This window comes from Amnimonas aquatica (assembly GCF_002943415.1).
In the GTDB taxonomy this organism is placed as follows: domain Bacteria; phylum Pseudomonadota; class Gammaproteobacteria; order Pseudomonadales; family Moraxellaceae; genus Perlucidibaca; species Perlucidibaca aquatica_A.
Map to the genome: position 1 here is coordinate 1 of NZ_PTQZ01000345.1, position 1,259 is coordinate 1,259.

At 71.2% G+C, this 1,259-nt stretch carries 1 protein-coding gene; it reads left to right on the plus strand.

Features of this window, described 5'->3' with window-relative positions; all coding sequences use genetic code 11:
• The coding region (locus C5O18_RS09815) for an ABC transporter permease (RefSeq protein ID WP_146089347.1) at positions 1 to 1,087 on the plus strand (1,087 nt) is incomplete at its 5' end.
• Positions 1,088 to 1,259 lie beyond the last annotated feature (172 nt).

Sequence of the window (1,259 nt, forward strand, 5' to 3'; positions counted from 1 at the left end):
CTGGCAGGACAAGCTGCCGGCGGATGCCCCGAACCACTTCGCGCTCGGCATTCCTGCCGAGGACAAGGATGCCTTCGGTCTGGCCCTGGAACAGGCCGGCCTGCGTCACGAACCCCTGTATCCGGTCTATCGCGGGCGCCTCGCCGCCATCAACGGCGAACCGGTGCGCCAGGCCGTCAGCGCAGAGGAAGACGAGCCGCGCAATGACGAGGCGCTGAACCGCGAGCTCAACCTGACCACCTCCGCCACCCTGCCAACCGGCAACCAGCTGCTGTCCGGATCGTGGCGGAATGCGCCGCTGGGCCCGTCCGAGGATGCTGGCAGCGCGACGACAGCCGGCGATCTGTCCGGACCGGAGGACACCGCGCCAGCCATGCGCTGGCCGGTGTCGGTCGAGGAGCGCCTGGCCGGCCGCCTCGGCCTGTCACTCGGTGACCGCCTGACCTTCACGCTGGCCGAGGGCAATCTCGAAGCCGAGGTCACCAGCCTGCGCGAGGTCGACTGGGACAGCTTCCAGCCCAACTTCTTCATGGTGTTTCCGCCGCAGGCGCTGGACGGCTTCCCGGCCAGCTACCTGACCAGCTTCCATGTGCCGGATGACCGCCGCGACCTGGTGCGCGGGCTCGTGCAGCGCTTTCCGGTGGTGGTGCTGATCGATGTCGGCGGCATCATGGCCCAGGTGCGCGGCCTGCTCGACCAGCTCGCACAAGCCATCGGCTTCGTGCTGCTGTTCGTGCTCGCCGCCGGGGTGCTGGTGCTGCTGGCCTGCATCGCCGCCACGCTCGACAGCCGCCGCCAGGAGGCCGCGCTGCTGCGCGCGCTCGGCGCCAGCCGCGCCAGCCTGCGTCAGCGCGTGGTCGCGGAAATGCTCGCGCTGGGCGCCATCGCCGGCGTGCTGGCGGTGGTGCTGGCCGAGGTCATCGCCGCCGTGCTGCATCTGCAGGTGCTGGACCTGCCACCAGCGCTGCACCCCCGGCTGTGGCTGCTGACACCGCTGGCCGGCGCGCTGATCACCGGCAGCGCCGGTCTGCTCGGCACGCGCCGGGTCTGGCGCGTCAGTCCGCTGCGTGTACTCGCCGACGGCTGATGACGGCGGCCGTACAGCTTACCTCGCCGAGCTGGCCAGCGCCGGGTAGTCGGTGTAGCCCTCGGCGCCACCGCCGTAGAACAGCTCAGGACGCTGGGCGTTGAGATCGGCGCCGAGGCGCAGGCGCTCGGCCAGGTCGGGGTTGGCGATGTAGTCGCGGCCGAAGGCGGCG